Origin of the sequence: Paraclostridium sp. (genome assembly GCF_051657365.1) — a bacterium.
GTDB lineage: Bacteria > Bacillota > Clostridia > Peptostreptococcales > Peptostreptococcaceae > Paraclostridium.
Genome location: NZ_JBOFKN010000032.1, coordinates 50,336 through 67,134 on the forward strand (window position 1 = coordinate 50,336; position 16,799 = coordinate 67,134).

Below are 16,799 nucleotides of genomic sequence, written 5' to 3' on the forward strand. Positions count from 1 at the left end.
CACATCAAAATATATTTATTCAGCCATAAAATAATTGTAATAAGCTTTTCTAAAAGAAAAAGCTTCTAGAATATGACTTTCTTCTATAAGTTCTCTATCATCTAAATCCGCAATAGTTCTAGCTGTTTTTATTAATTTAGTATAACTTCTATTTCCTAAGTTAAATTTATTATATATTGTTTTTAACATACCATTAGCATCATCAGTTAATACACAGTATAAATTTAATTTAGAAGAACTTATTTCATTATTAAATTCTATATTTTCATTTTTAAATCTATTTTTCTGAATTCTTCTAGCATTATTAACTCTTAATTTTATATCTTTTGATTTTTCTTCTACTTTATGGTTGTTAAACTCCTCAAAAGATATAGAGTTTACTTCTATAAACATATCAAACCTATCTAATAATGGCCCTGATATTTTATTTAAATACCTGTTAACTTCGTTCATCCTACATTTACATTCTTTATCAGACATGTAAAACCCACATGGACATGGATTCATAGCTCCTATAAACATCGTATTGCATGGATATTTTAAGTTCATTTTAACTCTAGATATATTTATATATTTATCTTCAATTGGCTGTCTTAATGTTTCTAATATCTTTTTATCAAATTCTGCTATTTCATCTAAAAATAATATTCCCTTATGAGCAAGTACTACTTCTCCTGGTCTAGCATCAATTCCTCCACCTATTAAAGCTTGTTTTGTCGCTGTGTGATGTGGAGATCTAAAAGGTCTTGAACTTATAATTCCTTCATTGTTTTTTATAAGCCCCGATGCACTGTATATCTTACTTATTTCTAAAATTTCCTCTTCATTTATGTTAGGAAGTATAGTTCTTATTCTTTTTGCAATCATTGTTTTCCCTGATCCTGGAGGTCCTATCATTAAAAAATTATGATTTCCTGCGGCTGCTATTTCAACACCTCTTTTTACAAAATAGTTTCCTTTTATATCCGAAAAATCTTCATCGTATATTTCTTTGTTATGAATAATTTCTCTTTTACTTATATTTATATCTATTTCCTTATTCATAAAGCTTATGCATTCACATAAGTTTTCAATTGGAATTATATCTATATCACTTATAAATAAAGCTTCTTTTTCATTTTCCTTAGGTAAGAATACTCTTTTTATTCCCTTATTTTTAGCATTTATAACCAAAGATAAAACACCTTTTACTTTTCTAAGCCTTCCATCGAGTGAAAGCTCTCCTATAAACATACTTTCATCTAAAAATTCATCATTTTCTTTTATTAAATTCCTTAATATTCCTATAGCTATTGGTAAATCAAAATATGCACCTTCTTTTTTCATATCTGCTGGAGATAAATTAACTACAATTCTGGAGTTTGGGAATTTAAATGCACTATTTAATATAGCTGATTTTACTCGCTCTCTTGATTCCTTTATGGATACTCCCGCTAATCCAACTATATTAAAACTTGGAATTCCATTGGTTATATCTACTTCTACTTTTACTAACATTCCTTCTATACCAATTAAAGTACTTGATTTTATAATACTTAACATCTATTTACCTCTTTTAAATATAATTAATTATTTTAAAAAGCATTTTCAATATGATTTATATGATTGTCCTTTAAATATACTTCTATAACATCAAACCTTATAGGCATCTGATCTAGTTTATTTTTCAATATATAATATTTAGCAACATTGATTATTTTAAGTCTTTTTTTATAATTGACAGCCTCAGCTGGATAACCAAAATTAGTATTACTTCTAGCCTTAACTTCCACAAATATAACTTCATTATTTAATGAGGCTATTATATCTACTTCTCCACATTTTATTTTATAGTTATTTTCTATAATATAAGCACCCATACTTCTTAAATATTTAGTTGCAATTTCCTCACCCAAGTTACCTTTTTCTATATTATTCATATAAATTATCCTTATTTTAAATTTTTCTAGATTATTGTCATTACTTTCATTTAGTATACAACTTTTTAAATGTAACTTTTTATTTGTTGCTAATTAGTTTTTCAAGGATTATGATGGATATATATTAATCAAAATTTTGGGGGTCTTATGAAACGTACATTAAAGAAAAAAAGATTAAAGTATAGACGAAGTAAAGTAATATTACTATGCACCATTGTTTTAACAATTGTTTTAGCTTTAATTTTTACAAGTGTTTTTATATTTAATACTATTTTCAAGAGCAGTTATGATAATTCCAATAAAAATGAAAATCCAGTAACAAACTCTAAAAATAATATAAATATAACCCTTTCAGCTGTTGGAGATATAATGGTCCATGACGATCAGTTAAAAGCTCAGTTTAATTCAAAAAATAAAACATATAATTTCGATAATAATTTTAAATATATAAAACCATATATATCTAGTTCTAATTTAGCCATTGCAAATCTAGAAACCACTTTAGCAGGTAGTGATGCTGGTTATTCATCTTTTCCTAGATTTAATTCTCCTGATGAATTAGCAGATTCCATTAAAAATAGTGGTTTTGATATAGTATCTACAATTAATAATCATGCTTATGATAGAGGTTCTGATTCTGTTTATAGAACGCTAGATGTTTTAAAGTCTAAAAATTTAAAAACAGTAGGCACAAAAAAAAATTCAGATAGTGATAACTTTTTAATCCAAGATGTAGACGGTATAAAATTAGGTATTACTTCTTATTCTTATGGACAAGTTGCTTCTAATAACAAAGCTTTAAATGGGTTGCCTATAAAATCTAGTGATTTAAATAATATGAATATATTTAGCTATCATGATGTAGACTCTGCTTTTAATGAAATTACAAATACACTTGATAATATGAATAAAAATAAAACTGACCTTCAAGTTGTAGTTCTTCATTGGGGTAATGAATATGAGAGAAATCCTAATGAATTTCAAATTGAATTAGCTAATAAGCTATGTGATTATGGGGTTGATATAATAATAGGTTCTCATCCACATGTTGTTCAACCAATAGAGATGATTAAATCAACTAAAAATAATAATGAAACTCTAGTCATATACTCAATGGGTAACTTTTTAAGTAATCAAAGAAATGAAATTTTAAATAAAAATTATACTGAAGATGGAGTTATGGTTAATATAGATATAAACAAAAATTTAAAAACTGATAAAACTACCATATCTGGTGTAGAGTACATACCAACATGGGTAAACAAATATACAAATAAAGATGGAAAGTTAACTTATGAGATAATCCCAATAATTAATAAAGATCAACTTTCAAATATTAAAGATTTACCTTTAGATAAGGTAGAAAATTCGTATAACAATACAACTTCTATAATTAAATCTTCTGATATCATAAAAGTTAAAAACAACTAAATAAACGTAAAAATAGGTGCCTATAACAGGCACCTATTTTTATGCTTAATCTTTTTTAAATATAACTTTTTCATCTATAGCTTTAATATCCTTGCATCCTGTTAAAATCATTGTAGATTCCAACTCATTTACAAGTTTTTTGACATACATGTCTACGCCTTCACTAAGTCCTCCAAATGAAGCTGTAACAAATGGTCTACCTATTAAAATTGCATCTGCCCCAAGCCCTAACATTTTTACAACATCTACTCCAGTTCTAACCCCTCCATCTGCAAGAATTATCACTTTTCCTTTAACTGCATTTGCTATATCTTCTAAAACATCACAAACTCCAGGAGTATGATCTAATACTCGTCCTCCATGGTTAGATACCACTATAGCGTCTACTCCAGCTTCTACGGCCATCAATGCATCTTCTTTAGTCATTATACCTTTTAGTATGAATGGTAGTTTTGTAGATGCCTTTAAATCCCTTATAGCATCAATTGATTTAGGTTCTACTGTTTTACCATGCATAGATAAAGTTACCAATCCACAAGCATCTATATCTACTCCTACTGCAAATGCTCCTGATTCTTCAGCTAACTTTATTTTTCTTTTTATATCTGAGTTTTCCCATGGCTTTATAAATACAATTCCATTTCCATTGAATTCTTTTAATACTCTTAAATTTTCTATTAAAAATTCATCAACTGCTGTATCTCCAACCATAGGATATATGTCATTTTCTAAACATCCCTTTACAACACTACTTATATATTCTCTTTCAGTTAATTTACCACCCATATTTAAAGTAGTTCCAGTTAAAGGCGCCGCAAATATAGGAGCTTTCATTTTTTTTCCAAACATTTCTATACTTGTATCAGGATTTTTAACATCATGTATAACTCTCATGTTTAATTTTACTTTATCTAAACTTTTATAATTATCTATAAATGCACTTCCACTTCCTTTTCCGCCCATTCCAGGAACTTCACTTGCACAAACTACTCCATTGCAAACTTTGCAAACTCTGCAACTTCCATTTAGGTTTTCTCTTGCATTTTTCAACATCTCTTTATATTCCATTTAAATATCTCCCTTCATCCTAGTTAACAATATAATTATACCACTTCAATTTTAAATTATAATATATTCTTTAAAAAACTTCTTCTATGTATAGATGTTATTCCATGTTCTCTTATAGCTTTATAATGTTGATCTGTTCCATAGCCTTTGTGAGATGCAAATCCATACTCAGGATACATTTTATCATATTCATACATTATACTATCTCTTGTAACTTTAGCTATTATACTAGCTGCAGCTATAGATATAGATTTTGAATCTCCTTTTATTATAGATTTTTGATCTATATCTACATCAGGTACATGAGCTGCATCTACTAATAGATAATCTGGAGTTTTCTTTAAACAGTTTACAGCTTTTTTCATAGCCATGTAAGTTGCATTTAATATGTTATACTCGTCTATTTCATCTTTTTGTACTATTCCTATACCGTAATCTAGAGCTTGTTCTTTTATTATATCAAATAGTTCATCTCTTTTAGCTTCACTTAGTTTTTTAGAATCATTAATTCCTTCTATCTTTGTTCCCGGTTTAAAAACTACTACAGCTGCTACTACAGGTCCAGCTAACGGACCTCTTCCAGCTTCATCTATACCTCCTATATAAGTATATCCATTTTCATAACCTTCATTTTCAAATGTATTTATAATTTCTAACCTTTCATTTTCAATTCTTATTTTATCTAGCTTCTTTGCCAACTTAATAGCTATATTTTTAACTGACTTTCTTTCATCCTCTTTTAAAATATCTATATACTTTAAATATTCATCTACATTAATATCTTCTATAATTGCATTTATTTCCTTAACGCTTTTATTCTTCATTTGCACGTCTCCTTTAGTTTTATCTTTATTATATATTTTAACAAAAAATTAAAGTGCTTAATATAAGTTTAAGCACTTTAATTTGAATTTCATTTAATTACATCCACTATATCCACACTTTAAGCAAATACTACATCCCCCAGTATTGGCCATTTGTTCATTTCCACACTCAGGACATGTAAATTTTTCACTTTCTTCACTAGTTATTGCAATTTCTTTTTCAATTTTAATTTCTTCTTTTTCTTTTTTAGGCTTTTCATTTATAAGAACCCCACTACGTTTACATCCATCTCTAAAAATTGTTATTCCTTTAAGTTTAGCTCTCCAAGCTTTCATATATATTTCATACACATCTTCTACTGTAGTTTCATTTGGTAGATTTATTGTGGATGATATTGATGCGTCTATATATCTCTGCCAAGCTTGTTGCATTTTTATTCTATCGTTATAATCCAAATTCATCGCAGTTACAAATATATCCGGTAATTCACTTTCTTCTGTTATGTTATTTAAATCCATATATTCTTTCACTATAGGTGTATATACTTTATAATATACATCTTCATCATGCAAACTTTCTGTTTTTCTTATATATGATAAGTTGAAAATTGGTTCTATTCCTCCGCTTATACCCAACATAGTTGATATTGAACCTGTAGGTGGTATAGTAAGTAATTGAGAGTTTCTAAGCCCATAAAGTTTCACTAATTCTTTTATATTTTGGTCTATATTATTTTTAAAGAACTCCGATTTAAATACCGCATCTTCTTTATATTCTTTAAATGGTCCATTTTCTTTTGCAAGTAATGCTGATTGCTTAACTGCTTCATTTAGCATGGTTTTAGCTATTAAACTACATAACTCTATAGATTCATCTGATCCATATCTTAAGTTCATTTTAATAAGCATATCACCTATTCCCATAACTCCAAGTCCTATTTGTCTATACTTATCTACACTTATTTTTTGTTCTTCTAATGGATGTAGCTTTAATCCTTCATCTAAAACTTCATTTAAAGCTATAACTGATTCTCTAACACATGATTTAAATTTATTCATGTCAAATATAGCATTTTCATAAAATGGTTGTATAACAAATTCAGATAAGTTTATAGATCCAAGTAAGCAACTTCCTCCACTTGGAAGTGGTTCTTCTGCACAAGGATTAACGCCTGAATGAGAAAAAGTTTCGTCTTCACTCATAATATGATTATTTTTTATATTATCCCAAAATAATATACCTGGCTCCGCATAATCCCAATTATTTTTACAAAGTTTCATAAATAATTTTCTAGCATCTACTTCCTTAGTAATATATTCACTTCCTTCATCTACTATAAATTCACACTTATACATTTCATTATTTTCAACAGCTTTCATAAATTCATCATTTATTCTTACTGATATGTTTGCTTTTGTTATTTTTGTTAAATCAGTTTTTACATCAATAAAATCTTCTATATCAGGATGACTCACATCCATAGATATCATTAATGCTCCTCTTCTTCCTCTTTGACCTATTAATCCCGTCGTCATACTATATAGTTCCATAAATGAAACTGCTCCTGTTGTATTCTTTGCAGAATTGTTAACTTTAGCTCCTCTAGGTCTTAATTTAGATATATCTATTCCAACACCGCCACCATAACTAAAAGTTCTAGCAAGCTTTTTAGCTGTATCAAATATACTTTCTAAATTATCTTTTGGAGGCTCTAATACATAACAATTTGAGTATGTAACTTTCAATCCATCTTTATATAAACCTCTATTTGCAAGTATCCTACCTGCAAATAAAAATCTTTTTTGTCTTATTAATTTAGCAATTCTATTACTTTTAGCAGATATTCTATTTATCCATTCATCAAAATTTTCTCCGTTATATCTATATTTATTTTTCCATATAGATTTTTGTAACTCATCCATTTCCCAAGGTTTTTTTCTTATATTAGCTCTTTTTTCTCTATAAAGTATATAATGTTTTGCTACATCTTTTCTATTTGATTCCATAAGTAAAACTTCTACTAAGTCCTGTATCTCTTCTACAGTTAATGGCTTATCTCTAGTTTTAAATATATTTTCTACTTTATTAGCTATCTCTTTTCCTATATTTTTATCTATACCATTTTCACTATTTATTGTAGATTTATAAATTGCATCTTCAATTTTATACTTGCTAAATTTTTCAATACTTCCATCTCTTTTTATAATTTTTTTCATGTCAAACCTCCATTTTATACCTTTGCACATTTTATATATATACCCGTTTTAGGTATAGTTTTAACAAATATTACAGTATAAAAAATTACTTTACTCATGTATATACTCTGTTTATCAGTTAATAAAAAAAGTCGTTGATATTTATATCAACGACTTTATCTTTCCTTATATTAACCTACTTTATTCTGGATTTATTATATATCCAGTAGGCTTTATACAACTTCCTATAACCCCACCCACTATAGCAGGTACTATCCAATTAAATCCTAATGCCGCAAATGGTAATGATGCTAAAAATGGTATGTGTATTGGTAATCCGTAAGTACTAGATAGTGAGTTTACAACACCTAGTATACTTATTAATAATGTTACATAAGCTGCACCTTTTACCGCATTATCATTTTTAATATACTTAGATAATAATGTCGTTACTACTAATAATATAGTCACAGGATAAACCATATCTAATATAGGTGCCGATACTTTTATTATAGTGTTTACTCCGAAATTAGATACAACTGCACTGAATATACATACTACTGTAACTACTACTTCGTACTTTAATTTATTATTTGTAAGTTTTGTAAAATATTGACCTGTTGCTGAAGTTAATCCTATAGCAGTTGTTAAACATGCTAGTGCAACTATTATTCCTAATATAACTTTTCCTGGATATCCAAGTAATTGCTCTGTTATTCCAACAATTAAAGATGTTTGTGATATAGCACTTATATCTTGACCCGCATAACCTTGAGATATTGTAGCTCCTAAGAATGTAAGTCCTCCATATACAAAACATAAAGCAACTCCTGCTACTATTCCAGCTTTTATTGTTAATTTAATTTTTTCTGAATTTTCTTTGTATCCTTTATTATGAAGAGATGCTATTACTATAGTTGACAGTGCAACTGCTCCTAATGCATCCATTGTTTGATATCCTTGTGAAACACCTGTTGAAAATACGCTATCTACTAAAGTATTCGGGCTTATCTCTCCTAAAGGTGTTATTATACCTTTTATTATTAAAAATGCTAATGCCACTAAAAGCGCTGGTGTTAAAACTTTTCCTATTATATCTACAACCTTAGATGGTCTTATAGTAAGTAATAATACTATAACAAAGAATATTATAGAGAATATTACTGGAGATATTGAGCTACCTATTATTGGTTGTACTCCCATTTCAAATGTTGTCGCTGCTGTTCTAGGTATTGCTAATAATGGTCCTAAACATATCATTATTGCAACTCCTATTATTGTTGCTAACGTTTTACCTGATCTAGATAATATCTTATTTACGTCTCCTCCACACTTAGCTGCCGCTGCTATAGCTAATAATGCTAATCCTACGTCAGCTAATATAAAGCCTGAGAAACCTGTTATCCAACTTTCACCTGATATAACTCCTAAAAATGGTGGGAATATAAGATTTCCTGCTCCAAAGAACATAGCGAACAGTGCAAAACCAACTACTATTATATCTTTGTTTGTGTTTTTCATACTAAAGCCCCCTAAAAAGTTTTCTTTTCGATTAAATATTCTGAAAATATTATATAATATATATTCCTAACTGTCAACAATATTACAAATATACAGATTATTTCAAATTTTGTTTTTTAGCTGTAATTCACCTTATTTTGGGTTATTTTAATAATATTTACGTAAAAAATTTATTTTTTAGATAATGATTTTTTTATGGTTTTTTGTAAAAAAATAAGAGATTGCGTCTGCAAATTTATAAATAATCTTTTACTTCATTATCTAATAAATTTGTTTTTACAATCTCTTTTTACATTATTTCATCTCTTTAGGAGTTTCTAAAGTTATTCTACCTAACTTTCCATCTCTAAATTCATTTAAAACAGTAGTTGCTATTCTAGTATAGTCTAGCTCATTTCTTTTTAATATAAGACCTCTTTTAATTCCTATCATATCCATAGTTTCGATAGGTGTTTCTCCTAATTCCTCTAACTTATATCTATCTTTTAATTTTTCAGGCTCTATTTCCATTAATTTTTCTATTAATTTTAAACCTAATGTATCTACATCTAAAACTTCATCTTTTATAGCTCTACAAAAAGCTAACTTTAATGCAACTTGCTCATCTTCAAACTTAGGCCATAGTATACCAGGTGTATCTAATAGTTCTAAGTTTCCTTTTAATTTAACCCATTGTTTACCTTTTGTTACCCCTGGTCTATCTCCAGTTTGAGTACTTTTTCTTCCTGTAAGTTTATTTATAAGTGAAGATTTCCCTACGTTTGGTATACCTACTATCATAATTCTTATAGGTCTTTCTATTCTTCCTTTTTTAACTAAGGCTTCCATTTTTTCTTTTGTTTCATTTTTACATTCTTCAATTATTTTATTAACACCTTTACCATTTAATGTATCTACTGGTATAGCTTTAATTCCTCTTTTTTTATAATAATCAACCCATTGATTTAATTTACTTGCATCTGATATATCACTTTTGTTTAACACTACAACTCTAGGCTTATCTCCTACAAATCTATCTATATCAGGATTTCTACTACTTAGTGGTATTCTAGCATCTAAAAGTTCCACTACAACATCAACTAACTTTAAATTATTTCTAACTAAATCCTTAGTTTTTTTCATATGCCCTGGATACCAGTTTATATGCAAACTTTCATCTCTTAGGTATTCATCTGTCATTTTTTGTATTTTCATATTTTTTCTCCTTTTTATAATATTAAAAACACAAACTATTTTTTATATTAAATTTCATAATTTATATTTATATTTATATTTATTTCAAAACGAATTCAATTTCATATTTATTATAAAAAAGGAGACTGAAAATTCAGTCCCCTGTATAGTAAAGTTTAATTATCTAGCTTCTTTTATCTTAGCAGCTTTTCCTACTCTACCTCTTAAGTAAGTTAACTTAGCTCTTCTTACTTTACCTTTTCTAGTTACTTCTATCTTCTCTATTTTTGGAGAATGAACAGGGAATGTTCTTTCTACTCCAACGTTGAAAGATATTTTTCTTACAGTGAAAGTTTCTCTAGCTCCTCCACCTTGTCTCTTTAATACAACACCTTCGAATAACTGTATTCTTTCTCTTTTTCCTTCAACTATTCTAACGTGTACTTTTACAGTGTCCCCAGGTCCAAAGTTAGGAACATCGTTCTTTAATTGAGCTTGCTCTAATGATCTTAATATTTCGTTCATTTTAAATCCTCCTAGTATCATAGACGCTCTTAATTACTTGACCATGTGTAAAAAGAGGAACGCCCGTTTTATTTTTTTCAACAGATTTTATTATACTATATGTCCTATTTATTTACAAGCTTTTTTGTATAAATCAGGACGTCTTTCTTTAGTTATTTCAATAGATTTATCGTATCTCCACTCATCTATTTTCTTATGATTTCCAGATAGTAAAACTTCTGGAACTTCCATTCCCATAAATTCTCTAGGTCTTGTATAATGAGGGTATTCTAATAAATTATCTTTAAATGATTCTTCTTCAAAAGATTCATTTTGACTTAAAACCCCAGGTATCAGTCTAGATATAGAATCTATAAGTATTAATGCAGGTAATTCGCCTCCAGTTAATACATAATCTCCTATAGATATTTCATCTGTTACTATAGAATCTATGATTCTTTGATCTATACCTTCATAGTGTCCACATAGTAGTATAACATCTTCAAAAGTAGACATTTCACTGGCTATAGCTTGACTATGCACTTTGCCCTTTGGAGTTAAATATATAACTCTAGGAGTTTCTATATTAAACTTATCTACTATATGCTTATAAGTATCATATATAGGCTGCGGAGTCATGACCATACCAGCTCCACCACCAAAAGGATAATCATCTACCTTTTTATGCTTATTAATAGAAAAATCTCTTATATTATATATATGCACTTCTATAATTTCTTTTTCTACAGCTCTTTTCATTATACTTTCATTCATGTAAGAATTAAATATTTCCGGGAATAGGGTCATTATATGAAATCTCATAATATCACCTTAAATTTAGTCTAACATTCCCTTTATAGGGTCTATTATCATTTTTCTTTCTTCCATATCGATTTCTGGTACAAACTTCATAACAGCTGGTATAAGATACTCTTTATCATCTTCACCTTTTATAACATAAACATCATTAGCAGAGTACTGTAATACATCTTCTAAAACTCCTACATGCTTATTATCTACTGTATAAACATCTATTCCTATCATATCAGCTATGAAAAATTCATCTTCTTCAAGCTCTCTAGATTCATCTCTAGACACATAGATATTTTTGCCTTTTAATTTTTCAGCCATTTCAACACTATCTATGCCTTTTATTTTCATTATAACTAAATTGCCTTTATATCTAACTTTTTCAGTTTTATATTCAGTTACAAAGTCTTTTCCTATATAAAATGTATTTAAATCGTCAAATCTATATATATCATCAGCGCTAGAGTAAACTCTTACTTCACCTTTTAAACCTTGAGTTTTAACAATTTGACCAATTTTAAAATGAGTTAATTTATTTTCCATAATCTCACCTTCTTCAATAATTATGCTTTATCTTCTTCCAATATATACAAAGTATATACAAAAAGGATTAGGTTAATACCTAATCCTTTAGATTATTTCAAGAGTAACCTTTTTGTGGTCTCTATTTGAAGCAGATTTTATAACAGTTCTTATAGCTTTAGCTATTCTACCCTGCTTACCGATAACCTTACCCATGTCATCTTGAGCAACTTTTAATTTAAGAATCATTTCATCTCCATTAAAAGTTTCCTCTACTTCAACTGCCTCTGGATTATCGACAAGAGCTTTTGCTATATCTAGTACTAGCTCTTTCATATCAATTCGCTCCTAATCGAAAATTACTTAGCTTGTTTAGAAGCTTCGAATTTTTCCATTACTCCGTTTTTAACTAATAAAGTTTTAACTGTATCAGTTGGTTGTGCTCCACATCCTAACCATTTAACAGCTTTCTCATCGTTTATTTTAACTTGCTTTGGTTGAGAAATTGGGTTGTAGAATCCTATTTCTTCTATGAACTTTCCATCTCTTGGAGATCTTGAATCTGCTACTACTATTCTGTAGAAAGGTTTTTTGTTTGATCCCATTCTTTTTAATCTTATTTTAACTGCCATAACGACACCTCCGAAAAATTTTATCTTTTTATTTTATATTATTTAAAGAAAGGTAAACCGGCAAAGCCTCCCCTTTTCTTCATGCTTTTTTGAGTTCCCGTAAACATCTTCATCATCTTCTTCATTTCTCCGAATTGCTTTATAAGTCTGTTTACATCTTGAACACTAGTACCACTACCTCTTGCTATTCTTTTCTTTCTTGAGGCATTTAGTATACCAGGATTTCTTCTTTCTTCAATTGTCATCGACTGTACTATCGCCTTAGTCTTAACAATTTCTTTGTTATTCATATCCATGTCACCAAGTTGGTCTTTAACTTGACCCATACCAGGTATCATTTCAATAACCTTATTAAGAGGACCCATTTTCTGGATTTGCTCCATTTGTTCTAAGAAATCTTCAAAATCAAGATCTTGTTTCTTAATTTTGCTTTCTAATTCCTTAGCTTTTTCAAAATCTATATTTTCTTGAGCCTTTTCTATTAAGCTTAGGATATCTCCCATACCTAATATTCTAGATGCCATTCTATCTGGATGGAAAGGCTCTAAGTCATCTAGCTTTTCTCCCATACCTATAAATTTTATAGGTTTTTGTGTAACTGCTCTTATTGAAAGTGCCGCTCCACCTCTAGTATCACCATCAAGCTTAGTTAAAACAACACCATCTACTCCAAGTGCTTCATTGAAGCTTTCTGCAACATTAACTGCATCTTGTCCTGTCATAGAATCTACAACTAATAATATCTCATGAGGTTTAACTTCTGATTTAATATTTTTTAACTCATCCATTAAAGTCTCGTCTATATGAAGTCTACCAGCTGTATCTATTATAACTAAATCATGATTGTTTTTTAATGCATGATTATATCCAGCTTTAGCAATATTTACTGGGCTTTCTTTATCACCCATGCTAAATACTGGTATATCTAATTTTTCTCCTACAACTTGTAATTGCTTAATAGCTGCGGGTCTATATATATCACAAGCCACTAATAAGGGCTTTTTACCTTGCTTTTTAAAGTATCCTCCAAGTTTACCTGATGTAGTTGTTTTACCTGCACCCTGTAGACCTACCATCATTATAACTGTTGGTGGTTTTGGCGATATCATTATTTTACTTTGAACATCACCCATTAAACTCGTAAGTTCTTCATTAACTATTTTTATAACATGTTGTGCTGGTGTCAAGCTTTCCATAACATCTTGCCCAACAGCTCTTTCTTGGACTTTCTTCACAAAATCCTTAACTACTTTAAAATTAACATCAGCTTCTAATAGAGCTAATTTAACTTCTCTCATAGCTTCTTTAACATCTTTTTCAGTAAGCTTACCTTTAGATTTTAATTTACCTAAAGCGCCCTGTAGTTTATCTGCTAATCCTTCAAATATCATTTTAACATCTCCCTACATACATCTTCTATATTTTCTAACTTAGGGATTAAATTAGCACAATCTCTATTTTGCAATAAATCTTGTTTAATGTCAACAACTTTATTATATATGTCTTGTGTAGTCTTTTCACGCTCTTTTGACTTTTCTACTAAGCCTAATTTAGCTTCGTAATCTTTAAGTATTTTTTCAGAACGTTTCAAAGTATCATAGATACCTTGTCTAGATACACTTAAATTTTCACTGATTTCTCCAAGAGAATAATCTTCATTATAATAAAGGGATACAATTTCTCTTTGCTTATCAGTTAGAAGCATCTTGTATTGTTCAAATAACAACCCAATCTCTACCAATTTTTCTAGATTCATTATTACACTTCCCACTTACTATACTGTAAAGGTGATTTCCTTTACACATTGTATTTTATATCATACTAATAAAGTTGTCAACAGTTATTTTAAAAAGCTAATTAGTTCCCAAATAATGCATCTATAAATGCTTTTGAGTTGAAATCTTGTAAGTCTTGTACTTGTTCTCCTACACCTATAAGCTTTACAGGAACATCAACCTCAGATTTAACAGCCAATACTACTCCACCTTTTGCTGTACCATCTAATTTAGTTAAAACTATTCCAGTTATATCTGCAACTTCTTTAAATGTTTTAGCCTGAGATACTGCATTTTGACCGGTAGTCGCATCAACAACTAATAAAACTTCTTTTTTAGCTTCTGGATATTCTCTATCTACTATTTTAAACACTTTTCCCAATTCATTCATTAAATTGGTTTTATTATGCAGTCTTCCAGCTGTATCACAGATTAATATATCTGCTTTTCTAGCTTTAGCAGCTTTGACAGCATCAAATATTACAGCACCAGGGTCAGCACCTTCTTGATGTTTAATTATATCAACATTACTTCTATTAGCCCATACTTCTAATTGTTCTATAGCTGCAGCTCTAAATGTATCTCCAGCTGCTAGTAAAACTTTCTTTCCTTCTTTTGTATATCTGTTAGCTAACTTACCTATAGTAGTAGTCTTTCCAACCCCATTAACTCCTACCATTAATATTATGCTTGGTCCTGATTCTACATCTAACTTTGAATCTTCTTCACCTAACATATCACATATTATAGATTTCAATTCATCTCTTACTGATAGTGGATCTGTTAACCCTTTAGTCTTTATGGCATCTCTTACTCTATCTATCATTTCCATAGTAGTATTTACGCCAACATCTGCCGTAATTAATATTTCTTCAAGTTCCTCTAAAAGATCTTCATCTATAGTAGTGTATGAATTTAAAACAGCATCAATTTTATCAGTTATTCCTTGTTTGGCTTTTGTTAAACCTTGTTTAAGCCTAGCAAATAAACCTGCACTAGTTTCTTCTTCTTCTTCTAAAATATCATTATCTATAGTTTCTACAATTTCAATTTCTTTTTCATCATTTTCTATAACTTCTTCTATAGGTTCAACAGACTCTAATTTAAATTCTACAGCTTCAACAACTTCTTGCTCAACTTCTAATGGTTCCTGTTCTTTTTCTGCATCCTCATTTATGTTTTCTTCATTATTTTCTTCAATATCAATCTCTTCTTTTTGCTTTCCAAACTTAAATAACTTTTTAAACATAAGCACCCTCCTTATATTATATCTTGTGTTAATTCCTTAGCTTCTTTTAATTTAAGACTTATAACTTTAGAAATCGCCTTTTCTTGCATTGTAACTCCATATATATAATCAGCAATTTCCATAGTCCCTCTTCTATGAGTTATAGATATAAATTGAGTATCTTTAGATAGTTCTTTTAGGAATTCCCCAAATCTATATATATTAGCATCGTCTAGTGGAGCTTCTATCTCATCTAGTATGCAAAAAGGAGTTGGCTTAGCTAAAAGTATAGCAAATAATATACTTATTGCAGTAAGTGCTTTTTCCCCACCTGATAAAAGATTTAAATTCTTCATCTTTTTACCTGGTGGTTGAGCAACTATCTCTATATCACTTTCTAGTATATTTATTTTATCTACTATTCTAAGTTCACCAGTACCTCCACCAAATAGCTTTTTATATACAACCTTAAAGTTTTCATTTATTAATGTAAACTTTTCATTAAATTCTTTTTTCATATTATCTTCAAGCTCTTTTATAAGTTTGTATATTACATCTATTGATTCTTCTAGATCTTTCTTTTGTTCACTATAAAAATCATATCTTTCCTTTATTTCTTCGTATTCTTTTATAGAGTCTAAATTTACATTACCTAAGCTTTTTAATTCTTTCTTTAAAAGTTCTAATTGTTTTTTATCTATAACTACTTCTTCATCTTTTAAATTTGTAGCTTCTTCTAAAGTTACTTCATATTCTTCCAATAGTTTTACTACATAATTTTCTTTAGATGATTTTAATCTTTCTATTTTATTTTCTATCTTAAAAAGACTTTCCTTAACTTCTATATATTTTCTATCTATATTTTTTAATTCTACAGCTATATTTTCTCTTTTTATTTTTATAGATTCCTTTTGTTCTCTTTGTAAGTTCAACTTTTTATTTTCATCTATAAGTTGATTTTCTAAGTTTTCTTTTTCTGATGTTTCAATTTTAACTTGTTCTTGTATTTTAATTTTATTTAATTTACTATCTTCAAGTTGCTTTTTAACTATTTCTAATTCATTTTTTTGAATTTTAGTATCATTAGTTATTCTTTCTATATCTTTAAGTATAGTTTCGTATATCTGATTTAATTTAACATGTTCTAAATTTAAGTCATCAAACTTATTTTTATCAACTTCATAAATATTATTTGA

16 protein-coding genes and 1 pseudogene are annotated in these 16,799 nt (G+C 28.6%); 1 reads left to right on the forward strand and 16 read right to left on the reverse strand.

Annotation, left to right across the window (positions count from 1 at the left end; translation table 11 throughout):
* Window positions 1-15: 15 nt before the first annotated feature.
* Together ACRCYC_RS02205 and ACRCYC_RS02210 are read right to left on the reverse strand one after the other, a co-directional pair.
* Entirely contained in the window at window positions 16-1,542 is a 1,527-nt protein-coding gene (locus tag ACRCYC_RS02205) for a YifB family Mg chelatase-like AAA ATPase (protein WP_438617539.1), read from the reverse strand.
* A gap of 32 nt (window positions 1,543-1,574) precedes the next feature.
* Window positions 1,575-1,919, reverse strand: a complete 345-nt coding sequence (locus tag ACRCYC_RS02210; protein ID WP_438617540.1) for a YraN family protein — start codon at window positions 1,917-1,919, stop codon at window positions 1,575-1,577.
* A gap of 147 nt (window positions 1,920-2,066) precedes the next feature.
* On the opposite strand from ACRCYC_RS02210, the gene ACRCYC_RS02215 reads away from it, so the two are divergent.
* Window positions 2,067-3,350: a CapA family protein gene (locus ACRCYC_RS02215; protein WP_438617541.1), complete on the forward strand. Its 1,284-nt coding sequence runs from the start codon at window positions 2,067-2,069 to the stop codon at window positions 3,348-3,350.
* A gap of 45 nt (window positions 3,351-3,395) precedes the next feature.
* On the opposite strand, the gene ACRCYC_RS02220 is transcribed toward ACRCYC_RS02215, so the two are convergent.
* The 14 genes and pseudogenes from ACRCYC_RS02220 to ACRCYC_RS02285 form a co-directional block, all read right to left on the reverse strand.
* On the reverse strand, window positions 3,396-4,418 hold the full coding sequence (locus tag ACRCYC_RS02220; protein WP_438617542.1) for an alpha-hydroxy-acid oxidizing protein: 1,023 nt from the start codon (window positions 4,416-4,418) through the stop codon (window positions 3,396-3,398).
* A gap of 56 nt (window positions 4,419-4,474) precedes the next feature.
* Window positions 4,475-5,242 carry a ribonuclease HII gene (locus tag ACRCYC_RS02225; RefSeq protein ID WP_438617543.1) on the reverse strand — a complete coding sequence of 256 codons (768 nt, stop codon included), beginning with the start codon at window positions 5,240-5,242 and terminating at the stop codon, window positions 4,475-4,477.
* A 93-nt stretch (window positions 5,243-5,335) separates the two neighbouring features.
* Window positions 5,336-7,459, reverse strand: coding sequence for an adenosylcobalamin-dependent ribonucleoside-diphosphate reductase (locus tag ACRCYC_RS02230; protein WP_438617544.1), 2,124 nt, complete (start codon window positions 7,457-7,459; stop codon window positions 5,336-5,338).
* Between the two features lie 180 nt (window positions 7,460-7,639).
* A complete protein-coding gene (brnQ, locus tag ACRCYC_RS02235; RefSeq protein WP_438617545.1) occupies window positions 7,640-8,959 on the reverse strand; it encodes a branched-chain amino acid transport system II carrier protein in 1,320 nt (439 codons plus the stop codon).
* 294 nt (window positions 8,960-9,253) lie between these two features.
* Entirely contained in the window at window positions 9,254-10,153 is a 900-nt protein-coding gene (ylqF, locus tag ACRCYC_RS02240) for a ribosome biogenesis GTPase YlqF (RefSeq protein ID WP_438617546.1), read from the reverse strand.
* A 159-nt stretch (window positions 10,154-10,312) separates the two neighbouring features.
* Entirely contained in the window at window positions 10,313-10,657 is a 345-nt protein-coding gene (gene rplS, locus ACRCYC_RS02245; RefSeq protein WP_438617547.1) for a 50S ribosomal protein L19, read from the reverse strand.
* A 108-nt stretch (window positions 10,658-10,765) separates the two neighbouring features.
* A complete protein-coding gene (gene trmD, locus ACRCYC_RS02250; RefSeq protein WP_438617548.1) occupies window positions 10,766-11,458 on the reverse strand; it encodes a tRNA (guanosine(37)-N1)-methyltransferase TrmD in 693 nt (230 codons plus the stop codon).
* Window positions 11,459-11,473: 15 nt separating this feature from the next.
* Window positions 11,474-11,989: a ribosome maturation factor RimM gene (gene rimM / locus ACRCYC_RS02255; RefSeq protein WP_438617549.1), complete on the reverse strand. Its 516-nt coding sequence runs from the start codon at window positions 11,987-11,989 to the stop codon at window positions 11,474-11,476.
* A gap of 87 nt (window positions 11,990-12,076) precedes the next feature.
* A complete protein-coding gene (locus ACRCYC_RS02260; RefSeq protein ID WP_438617550.1) occupies window positions 12,077-12,304 on the reverse strand; it encodes a KH domain-containing protein in 228 nt (75 codons plus the stop codon).
* A gap of 23 nt (window positions 12,305-12,327) precedes the next feature.
* Window positions 12,328-12,600, reverse strand: coding sequence for a 30S ribosomal protein S16 (gene rpsP, locus ACRCYC_RS02265; RefSeq protein WP_438617551.1), 273 nt, complete (start codon window positions 12,598-12,600; stop codon window positions 12,328-12,330).
* A gap of 38 nt (window positions 12,601-12,638) precedes the next feature.
* Window positions 12,639-13,991: a signal recognition particle protein gene (gene ffh / locus ACRCYC_RS02270; protein ID WP_438617553.1), complete on the reverse strand. Its 1,353-nt coding sequence runs from the start codon at window positions 13,989-13,991 to the stop codon at window positions 12,639-12,641.
* Window positions 13,988-14,356 carry a YlxM family DNA-binding protein gene (gene ylxM, locus ACRCYC_RS02275; RefSeq protein WP_438617554.1) on the reverse strand — a complete coding sequence of 123 codons (369 nt, stop codon included), beginning with the start codon at window positions 14,354-14,356 and terminating at the stop codon, window positions 13,988-13,990. The genes ffh and ylxM overlap by 4 nt, the downstream gene beginning before the upstream one ends.
* A 101-nt stretch (window positions 14,357-14,457) precedes the next feature.
* Window positions 14,458-15,624, reverse strand: coding sequence for a signal recognition particle-docking protein FtsY (gene ftsY / locus ACRCYC_RS02280; protein WP_438617555.1), 1,167 nt, complete (start codon window positions 15,622-15,624; stop codon window positions 14,458-14,460).
* A gap of 11 nt (window positions 15,625-15,635) precedes the next feature.
* A pseudogene (locus ACRCYC_RS02285) lies at window positions 15,636-16,799 on the reverse strand (chromosome segregation protein SMC); the annotation flags it as partial.

What these genes read in the sequence shown, in the direction of transcription:
- ftsY (WP_438617555.1), bottom strand. Translation starts at nt 15,624, where the DNA reads ATGTTTAAAAAGTTATTTAAGTTTGGAAAGCAAAAAGAAGAGATTGAT.
- ACRCYC_RS02205 (WP_438617539.1), bottom strand. Translation starts at nt 1,542, where the DNA reads ATGTTAAGTATTATAAAATCAAGTACTTTAATTGGTATAGAAGGAATG.
- ylqF (WP_438617546.1), bottom strand. Translation starts at nt 10,153, where the DNA reads ATGAAAATACAAAAAATGACAGATGAATACCTAAGAGATGAAAGTTTG.
- ffh (WP_438617553.1), bottom strand. Translation starts at nt 13,991, where the DNA reads ATGATATTTGAAGGATTAGCAGATAAACTACAGGGCGCTTTAGGTAAA.
- ACRCYC_RS02220 (WP_438617542.1), bottom strand. Translation starts at nt 4,418, where the DNA reads ATGGAATATAAAGAGATGTTGAAAAATGCAAGAGAAAACCTAAATGGA.
- rplS (WP_438617547.1), bottom strand. Translation starts at nt 10,657, where the DNA reads ATGAACGAAATATTAAGATCATTAGAGCAAGCTCAATTAAAGAACGAT.
- ACRCYC_RS02210 (WP_438617540.1), bottom strand. Translation starts at nt 1,919, where the DNA reads ATGAATAATATAGAAAAAGGTAACTTGGGTGAGGAAATTGCAACTAAA.
- ACRCYC_RS02225 (WP_438617543.1), bottom strand. Translation starts at nt 5,242, where the DNA reads ATGAAGAATAAAAGCGTTAAGGAAATAAATGCAATTATAGAAGATATT.
- ylxM (WP_438617554.1), bottom strand. Translation starts at nt 14,356, where the DNA reads ATGAATCTAGAAAAATTGGTAGAGATTGGGTTGTTATTTGAACAATAC.
- ACRCYC_RS02215 (WP_438617541.1), top strand. Translation starts at nt 2,067, where the DNA reads ATGAAACGTACATTAAAGAAAAAAAGATTAAAGTATAGACGAAGTAAA.
- rpsP (WP_438617551.1), bottom strand. Translation starts at nt 12,600, where the DNA reads ATGGCAGTTAAAATAAGATTAAAAAGAATGGGATCAAACAAAAAACCT.
- ACRCYC_RS02260 (WP_438617550.1), bottom strand. Translation starts at nt 12,304, where the DNA reads ATGAAAGAGCTAGTACTAGATATAGCAAAAGCTCTTGTCGATAATCCA.
- ACRCYC_RS02230 (WP_438617544.1), bottom strand. Translation starts at nt 7,459, where the DNA reads ATGAAAAAAATTATAAAAAGAGATGGAAGTATTGAAAAATTTAGCAAG.
- trmD (WP_438617548.1), bottom strand. Translation starts at nt 11,458, where the DNA reads ATGAGATTTCATATAATGACCCTATTCCCGGAAATATTTAATTCTTAC.
- rimM (WP_438617549.1), bottom strand. Translation starts at nt 11,989, where the DNA reads ATGGAAAATAAATTAACTCATTTTAAAATTGGTCAAATTGTTAAAACT.
- brnQ (WP_438617545.1), bottom strand. Translation starts at nt 8,959, where the DNA reads ATGAAAAACACAAACAAAGATATAATAGTAGTTGGTTTTGCACTGTTC.